This is a genomic window from Bacillus sp. JJ783, from assembly GCF_036963225.1.
Taxonomy (GTDB): domain Bacteria; phylum Bacillota; class Bacilli; order Bacillales; family Bacillaceae_G; genus Bacillus_A; species Bacillus_A cereus_U.
In genome coordinates this window covers 1-8425 of record NZ_JBALMG010000082.1, presented here as the reverse complement: position 1 = coordinate 8425, position 8425 = coordinate 1, and the positions used below count along the sequence as shown (strand labels likewise).

The following is an 8425-nucleotide window of genomic DNA, read 5'->3' as shown; positions in this document are numbered from 1 at the left end:
TTCATATAAAACTATTCAAAATGAGATTAAAATTACAAAAAAATTTCTTCCTGAAAATTGGATTTTACATACGAAAAAGGGATATGGTATGAAATTAATTCATCCCCAATATGAAACAGTTGCTAGCATATTTATCCATGATCATAAGGACTTAATTTTTCAGCTACTAAATTTCTTGTTGAAAGCTGAAGTTATTCAACAAATTTCTATCGATACACTATCCTGTGCATCACGTAATAAATCCTATATTTTTAAAAAAACTGTAACAGTCCATTCATAATCTGTTCATACTCCTTATTTATGATAAATACATAGTCAAATTACAAAATAAGGAGTACTGTTTTTAGCTCTTAAAGAATTAAAACAGTCGAAATTAAGGTGCGGATTAATTGGTACAATCATGATTTTATTATCATTTCTTGCACTTATGGTATCGGGGTTAGCTAATGGATTATCCAATGCAAATGCTTCTTCCATTTTTGAAATAAAAGCAGAGAACATTCTTAGGTATAAAGAAGAGCAAGGAACTTTAACAATGATTATTGCATTTTCACTTGTGATTACATCGTTGTTAATTGTTGTGTTCTTCTATGTTATTACTTTACAAAAAACACAACAATTAGGTGTATTAAAAACAATTGGTACAAAAAATCCTTATTTAACTTATAACTTAGTAGTACAAGCTGTATTCTTATCTGTTGTTGCATTATTAGTAGGTGTTGGTTTAACGCTTGCATTTGTTCAATTTTTGTTCAAAAGGCAGAGGGATTTTTTATGATGAGCCAATGTAGACTAATAATATTTTATATATATCAAAAAGGGGATTGTTTTATGGAGAAACATATTATAACCAAAAGGCAGTTTTTAATATTAAAATATTTAGAAGAAGCAGTTGGATGGATTAGCTCTGAAGAACTAGGAGTCTACATTGGATGTTCATATAAAACTATTCAAAATGAGATTAAAATTATAAGGGAATTCCTTCCTGAAAATTGGAATTTGCATACAAAAAAGGGATATGGTATGAAATTAATTCATCCCCAAAATGAAACAGTTACTAGCATATTTATCCATGATCATAAGGAGTTAATTATTCATCTACTAAATTTCTTGGTTGAAAGAAGAGGTTATTCCACAGAAGAAATTGGAGAGTTGTTACATATAAATCGTAACATGACTGTTGAATTACTCAAGAAAGTGGAACAGATGATTAAACCATTTTTTTTAACTTTAAAAAGTAGGCCCTATTATATTGAGGGAAATGAAGGGGCCATTCGCTTATTATTATTCGAGATTTTATTTTTAACAAATGGTAATTCTTATTTTCAGAGCTTTAGAGCGCAACAGAAGATATCGCTAAAGTTCAAGCTAAAGCTCAAGATCTATTTAGAGGCAACACATGGAATAACCCTTACTCATTTTGGTATAAATTTATTTTTAAACTTTTTAAGTATTTGTATTTTACGGAATCAGAAAGGCTTTGAAGCGGAAGAACTACCCTTTGGTGTTGAAGAGAAATTAATACAGCAAGGGTATTTTAAAGAGTTTAATGGTTTGTTTTTATTATTGGAAGAAATGTTAGACTATGAAATTTCTATAAAAGAACGAGTATACATTTATTTAGCATTAATATTTTCAGAGTTTGAGTATATAAACTCAATTGAATTAGCTCTTGAAAAGTATTCAAGAGTTGACATTGTAACAGCACTAGAACTATTTTCTGCAGATAAAGGTTTTAGGCATTTACATGTTCTTCAAAATGAATGTAAGGAGTTTCTTGAATTCTTACATTTTCTTAAAGAGTATTTAGAGTATGATTTTCTATATGATAAAACCTTTGTCATTAAAATGTTTAGTCTTTATTGTATTGCAAAAGTAAGAAGTGTGTTGCCAGAGCTTCAATATTCACCAAAACGAACTGTATTAACAGGGATTACTAACGAATATCCTATATTTTTAAAAGAAGTAGCTGGGATTTATAGTATTTGGGAGGCGAAAAAAGCTTTTAAATGCCATAATAAAGTCACGATGTCTTTTACTTTATTATTGTTACAATACATTACTGCAGAAAAGAACTTGTATCCAAATGTTTTATATCTTACATCCCGCTCTCAAATTATCAGTGATTTTACTTTGAATAACATGAATAGACATTTCAAGGGGAAAGCAAACCTGAAAATGAAATTTGTTTGGGAATTATATGAATCCGCTATGGAATTTGAAAATATAGATTTAATTATAACAGATACTGTTTTACCATTTTCTTTAAAGGATATTCCCATCATCTTAATTGAAAATAACCTCTCAAATAAAGAGCTTTTAGATATTGACTATGCTATAGATCGATGTATGAAAAAAAAGGATGGACTGTTCTCTAAAAATAAAATGGAATTTTCAAATCCAAAGGAGAAAATTTGATTGTTTTCTTTTCAGTAAAAGTATAATTTTATAAAATTATACTTCGCAACTCAAAGAAATAGTGACATATCACTATGCCACTATTATTACCTTAATTTATTTTCTTATAAACTAACATAGCTCCATGCTAGTTTATAAGAAAACTTGTTGCCCAAAACGCAAACTAAATATATAAAATATGCACTAACATTGATACTTTCAAATCTTTTGTTTTTTCATAGCTCTATGTACACAAGCATCTATTGACAAAATAAGGGAAGAAGAACCAATCAAAATGAACCGTTGCAAAGATACCATTAGCAATAATAATTGCTGTTGTTCGGTTGATCCGTTCAATGGTTCTGGTGCAAAAATAAAACAAAAAAGAATAAAGCGCATATATTCCTAACAAAATCGTATCTTATGCTGAAAGTCCAAACAATTAATGGATGAATTTTTTCTGATTTTGGACAGAATGGTCCCGTAAATCAAGCTGTTCTTTTTTAATCATATGCATGGCTTCTACTCCAGAAAGAATGGATGTAGCTGTGTCAAAACATTTGAACCCTAGCATGGAACGGATTCGCTTCTTTATAAAGCGATGATCTTGTTCTACTATGTTATTCAAATACTTTTGTTGTCTAAGTTGCATACCATCAGGTATGCTTTTTTCTTTTTTTAACTGTTCAATTGCTATAGGATAAGCTGGATTTTTATCGACTGTTATAACACGAGGTTTTGAAATATGAAAAGACTGCAAGGCCTTCTTGAAAAAGCGCTTTGCAGCCTTCTGGTCTCTTGTTTTGCTTAGGTAAAAATCGATTGTATTTCCTTTTGAATCAACAGCACGATACAGGTACATCCATTGACCTTTTACTTTGATATATGTTTCATCGACTCTCCAAGAGTCATTGGTTTGCTTGAAATGACGACGGATTCTTTTGTCTAATTCAGGACCATACTGATGAACCCAACGCATAATCGTTGTATGAGCAACGGATAAGCCCCGTTCCTCCATCATTTCCACCAAATCACGAAAGCTCAGGTTGTACCGTAGGTACCATCTTACTGTTTGCAAAATAATATCATGATGATAATGCTGCCAATTGAATAAATTTCGCTTTTCCATACTGATCACGCACCTTTTTTAGAGTAATAGTATCAGTATGTCCAAGATTTAGAGATTACTTGCAATTATCTTGAAGTTTTCGCACCAGAACCTTTATTATCATTATGGTACGTGAAATTATATACATATATTTCTTCAATATTCGACCACTGAACAATATAGTATCTCTTAATTTATTAAACTCGTTTTCATTCTCCATAAATTAAGAAAAGCCTAAACCCTTGTGTACCAATGGGTTTAAGCTTTTAATTTTATAGGAATACCTTTTGCAACAAGTTGCCATTAGGATAGTGTATCAGCAACTTGTAGCTATTACTATGAATGCTAGATTCCTCAAAATTATTCCATATTTTTTGATTTTCTTTATATTATTCTATGCTTTGTTTCAAATTATAATTCCATATTTATGAACAAAGGTTTAGTTTTATGGAATATTGTACAAGCTATAAGTACGATATTCTTTATTTAGGAGGGATTCCTTATGTTTGGTCTAGGAAAAAAAAGAACTCCATTTGGTGACTATTTAGATCGTAGAGGAATTAAACAACAGTGGTTAGTGCAAAAAACTGGATTAAGTAAATCATTAATAAGTGATTTAGCGAATAAAAAGGATCGTGTTCCCACTTTAACATCCGCAACTAAAATCATTAAAACACTAAGAAAATTTGATAACCGCATTGATTATCATGATTTTTGGGATATCAATATTTAAAATTCCTAGAATATGTGGTCCATCACGAACGTTCTCATAAACACATTTTGTTTTGCAGCATATTGTTCTAATTTGGATTGCCGATAGTCTGATAATGTGAAAAAGTTAATTACCGGAACAATAGCATTCTGTCTTTTATAGATATCTGTTATATGGCCATATAACTGTATTTTATGTTCGTTTGCCTTCATATGTTGCATACGATCTATTTCAACAAAATGGGGAACATTATTTTCAAAATACGTTGCGTCAGGAATAATCTGATACCGTTGACCATTGAATGAAAACTCTATAGATCTTTCTGTTTTCCATTCTGGAAATCCAAGCCACATCCAGCCTTCGTTTCTCATTAATATGTGTTGTAATTGACCACTTTTCTTTACTTCTCTTGTAATTCCTAATAAATCACGTCCTTTTTTATTTAAATAATATACATGCTCACGAGCTATTTTAGTAATATGACAATACGGAGTCAGCTCCTTTAATACACGATTTGCATTTCGAATACTTCCTAGGCAGTGGATGGCTTGCAATTGTCTTCTGGTTGCGAAATCTAACTTACTCAAAGTAGATAAAATCTCGATTTGTCTCGCTTTCTGTTTGAGTGTTTGATGCCTCATTTTGTTTCACCACCTTGTATTTCTTCAGTAACTTCCACATGTCTGTATCCTTTAGATAAGGTACCTGGATTTCCTCTGTACGATCTGTTTTAAACAATGCTCTTCCTGGAAGAGACGGCAAATCCTCGAGCCCTGATTCATCCAAAGCAACTTGTGAAGCGACCGTCGTTGGTAATCGAAAGCCTATTTTCGCATCAGCATTTTGTTTAATTTGTCTTGGCAATGTATCAGAGGTTGGATATTGCGTACAAAATATGAGCCGGAATCCTAAACCACCTCCGATTCTTGCGATTTCAGATAGCATCTCCTGACACATGAATAATACATCACGTTGTTTTTTAGGTAATCCTTGTGTCGGACAAAGATTTGCTCCTTCATCTACTATGATGAAGCAACGTTCTCTAATTGATGTGTCTATGATATTGGTAAAATAGGACTTCTTCATCATTTCAATCTGTTTTATCATCTTTTCGCGTACTCTCCTCAACATCTCTAACGCCCGTTCCGGGTTTTCAGCTACTTCTACAACTTGGGATAGATCTTTATAAGGACTAAATTCTAGCCCTTCTTTCAGATCAACAATAAAAAATTTCACGTGTTGAGATTGTTGTAAAATTAAACTTGTCATCACATTTTTTAAGAATACTGTCTTTCCAAAACGAGTCATTCCACTTACACACATATGAGGTGTTTTCTCAAAGTCATGATATACATATTTATCTAACGCTTTCCCCACCATAACGCTCCATGTATGCTCTTTTAATAGATCCTTAGACCAATTCCACATTTCAGGTATTTGTTGGCTAAATACTCGAATATGAAGCTCTCTTTGGTGAAACGATATTTTAACAGGTTTATATAGACCTTCTTCTAATACTTCAGCTAACTTTTGGATAAGTTGACTAGGTACACCAAGTGGTAACTTGTAAACATAATTCATACTTATATCATCTTTAATTTCTTTTATAAAAATAGGGTATTGTAATTCACCTTTATGTTGAACACATATCTTTGTAATTTCAAAAAACGTTGCAATTTTTTTCTTATCACTCATTCCGTTACTTTGATAAAAATAAGCTACAGTTATAAAGGTTGCTGGAATTAATAAAAGTGACAACATTCCCTCCATACCTCCTTAAGGTAGTTGAGCCTGTATGGAAGCTTAGAAAAAGCTGTTTAAGATACGCTATTATAATCACTTTCAACTACCAGATGTAATACTAACGTAGAAACACATCTAGTATATCCATTAGAACGTACCAAACACTCCCAATTAATAAGCATTTAAGACCCGCACGTAGCAACCAACCTGGAAGATAAAGCCCTTTCTTCTTCAGCAATTTTACTCCTAAAACTGAAGCTCCGGTCACGCCATATACAATCCCTAGCTCTCCAATGATTGTCATGTTTATCTCATCCTTTCGGTTTGATAGATAAATTCCCCTTACGATCTCTATAAAGTTGATAATCATCCAGTAGCTCATTCCATGACAATGCATGTTCTTCGCCGTATAACTCCTCTTCAATCTTTTGACTCAAATAATAGTAACCTCGGTATTGTTGGTCCAGGTATACTTCGTGACGTAACATATGCTCTTGTATAGCGCATATGTTTTCTTCATTCTTATTAGCTTTGTACATTTGATTCAATGTTCGAGAAGAATACAGATAAGGTGTACTATACAGCATTTGATATTGACTCATATGTCTTCACCATCCATATAGAATTCTAGATACACTAAATACATATGATAATGATACGGATTTTCGAATTTGTCCCTAAAAAAATACGTCATTCCAAAATAGGAATGACGTTCGACAAAAATCTTAAATTCTTTGAAGCTGTGCTAATAACAAGAAAACCACCCTTTCTTCACGCCGTCGCAAGCAGAAAAAGAGTGGTTTTCGTAAAAATAAACGATAATTGATAGCCACCACCTGACGGTAGCAGTTATCAAAAGAGGAGCACATGTTGGTAGCATATTGCTCTCTTTTTTATTGTATGATTTTTTAATCAGGTATATACCTTAGTTTGTATTTACAGTATACCATTAAGAAAAAGATTTGCAAGTGAACTACTCGCCAATTATTAGCTCTTATGAGCTTACTTGAAGTAGGAGCTTCTCGGTTATTCATTACTTTTGATAGCTAACAAATTAGTCCTAAGACAGTCGAGCTAACCCCCTTGCTCCAACGTTCTGAGCCTTTAACACGTCTTGCTAATCCTCGTTGTACCTTTGCTAATTGTTCTAACATTTTACGATAGAACTTAGGAGAATTGGTTTTCTCATCCTCAGAACTAACGCATAGTCCATCCATTGCAAAATCTAATCCAACAACTGTTTCTACTTCTTTTTGTACAGTCTCTTTTTCATATTCAGTCAAGATCGACACGTAGCATTTACCATGAGGCGTCATAGAAATCATATTCGTTAAAAAAGGTTGTTTTTATATTAGAAAATATCCTTATTTTTTGTATATGAATGGAATATTTTTCAGTCATTTTAGTAACAATTTGAGACTCCCACGACTGAAGTCGCAAGCCCTAATCCTTACGGACTAACGGGTGGGATTCTTGAATGACTAAGCGTTCGCAGTCCATTTCTGTTTTGAACAGACTTCAAGATGAGGGCATCTCATTGCCCCTCCTAAACCAGACCATATAGGTGCTTAGGCTGATTGACTGTTACCATCAATCACAGTTGCGTAGCGAATATTCATCGCCCCAACAATATCGCGATGTTTCTCAAACCCACATGTACAATTGTATTTTCTGTCTTGTGCCTTGTTCTTTTCAGAACATTTTGGACAGGTTTGACTTGTATAAGCAGGGTTCACATATTCGATCTTAATACCAACTAATGTCGCTTTGTACTCGATAAATTGTGCTAAACGATAAAATGACCAAGTATGTAGATTTTTTTCGTTTTTACGGCTTGTTCTTGCCGTCTGTCTAATATTCGTTAGTTGTTCTAATCGAATGACAGAAATATTATTATATATTGCAAAATCAATAATTTTACGACTTACTTTGTGATCTTCGTTTTTCATCCATCTTTGTTCTTTATCATTATATTGGCGAATAGCATTCAATTGCTTACCTTCTCCTAACTGCTTGCGGACACTACGAAACTTACGTTTCATATATTTATTTCGTCTTCCGTTTCCGAAGAAACGAACCCTGTCACCGTCTGTTACTGCAACAGCGGGAACTTTTAGCCCTAAATCGACACCCATTATCTTTGTTCCTGTCTTTTCGGTTGTAGGAATTGTAACAGATATTTGAGCAATCCATTTGTGAGATTTTTTTGTGATGCGGAGTGTACCTAACTTGTGTTTTAACAAATTATAGTTACGATTATTCTTATCTACTAATAAAGCACGTATTTTCAAACGAGTTGATTTTCCGTTCACCATAAATGGAATCGAGATGTGTGTGAAGTTAAATGAATAATTTTGGTTATTCCATACGCAAACGGGTTTCTTTAAAATCGGAACGATTTTGTATTTACTTTTTTTCACCTTTGTAGAAAACACACTTTTCGCATCTTTAATCGCTTGATTCTT

Annotated in this window: 8 protein-coding genes and 4 pseudogenes; 4 read left to right on the top strand and 8 right to left on the bottom strand. The window is 32.7% G+C overall.

Features of this window, described 5'->3' with window-relative positions; all coding sequences use genetic code 11:
- The 3 genes and pseudogenes from V7038_RS17630 to V7038_RS17620 form a co-directional block, all read left to right on the top strand.
- A pseudogene (locus V7038_RS17630) lies at window positions 1-280 on the top strand (helix-turn-helix domain-containing protein); the annotation flags it as partial.
- 213 nt (window positions 281-493) lie between these two features.
- A pseudogene (locus V7038_RS29565) lies at window positions 494-751 on the top strand (FtsX-like permease family protein); the annotation flags it as partial.
- An 80-nt stretch (window positions 752-831) separates the two neighbouring features.
- Window positions 832-2418, top strand: coding sequence for a helix-turn-helix domain-containing protein (locus V7038_RS17620; RefSeq protein ID WP_335471139.1), 1587 nt, complete (start codon window positions 832-834; stop codon window positions 2416-2418).
- A 163-nt stretch (window positions 2419-2581) separates the two neighbouring features.
- Here the strand turns inward: V7038_RS17620 and V7038_RS17615 are convergent.
- A pseudogene (locus V7038_RS17615) lies at window positions 2582-2761 on the bottom strand (CPBP family glutamic-type intramembrane protease); the annotation flags it as partial.
- A gap of 78 nt (window positions 2762-2839) precedes the next feature.
- Entirely contained in the window at window positions 2840-3526 is a 687-nt protein-coding gene (locus tag V7038_RS17610) for an IS6 family transposase (protein ID WP_335471136.1), read from the bottom strand.
- 481 nt (window positions 3527-4007) lie between these two features.
- Between V7038_RS17610 and V7038_RS17605 the strand changes: the two genes are divergently transcribed.
- Entirely contained in the window at window positions 4008-4238 is a 231-nt protein-coding gene (locus V7038_RS17605) for a helix-turn-helix domain-containing protein (RefSeq protein WP_000467332.1), read from the top strand.
- 5 nt (window positions 4239-4243) lie between these two features.
- Here V7038_RS17605 and V7038_RS17600 read toward each other — a convergent pair whose 3' ends face one another.
- From V7038_RS17600 to V7038_RS17575, 6 genes and pseudogenes are all read right to left on the bottom strand, one after another.
- Window positions 4244-4858 (bottom strand): replication-relaxation family protein, encoded by a 615-nt coding sequence (locus tag V7038_RS17600; protein ID WP_335471133.1) that lies wholly within the window; start codon window positions 4856-4858, stop codon window positions 4244-4246.
- The gene (locus tag V7038_RS17595; protein ID WP_335471130.1) at window positions 4797-5978 is read right to left on the bottom strand and encodes an FtsK/SpoIIIE domain-containing protein; all 1182 of its coding nucleotides are present in this window, start codon (window positions 5976-5978) and stop codon (window positions 4797-4799) included. The genes V7038_RS17600 and V7038_RS17595 overlap by 62 nt, the downstream gene beginning before the upstream one ends.
- Window positions 5979-6078: 100 nt before the next feature.
- Window positions 6079-6264: a hypothetical protein gene (locus tag V7038_RS17590; protein WP_070146758.1), complete on the bottom strand. Its 186-nt coding sequence runs from the start codon at window positions 6262-6264 to the stop codon at window positions 6079-6081.
- 7 nt (window positions 6265-6271) lie between these two features.
- Window positions 6272-6562 carry a phage protein gene (locus tag V7038_RS17585; protein ID WP_033717025.1) on the bottom strand — a complete coding sequence of 97 codons (291 nt, stop codon included), beginning with the start codon at window positions 6560-6562 and terminating at the stop codon, window positions 6272-6274.
- Between the two features lie 480 nt (window positions 6563-7042).
- Window positions 7043-7282, bottom strand: a pseudogene (locus tag V7038_RS17580) (transposase); the annotation flags it as partial.
- A 246-nt stretch (window positions 7283-7528) separates the two neighbouring features.
- The coding region (locus tag V7038_RS17575) for a transposase (protein ID WP_335471127.1) at window positions 7529-8425 on the bottom strand (897 nt) is incomplete at its 5' end.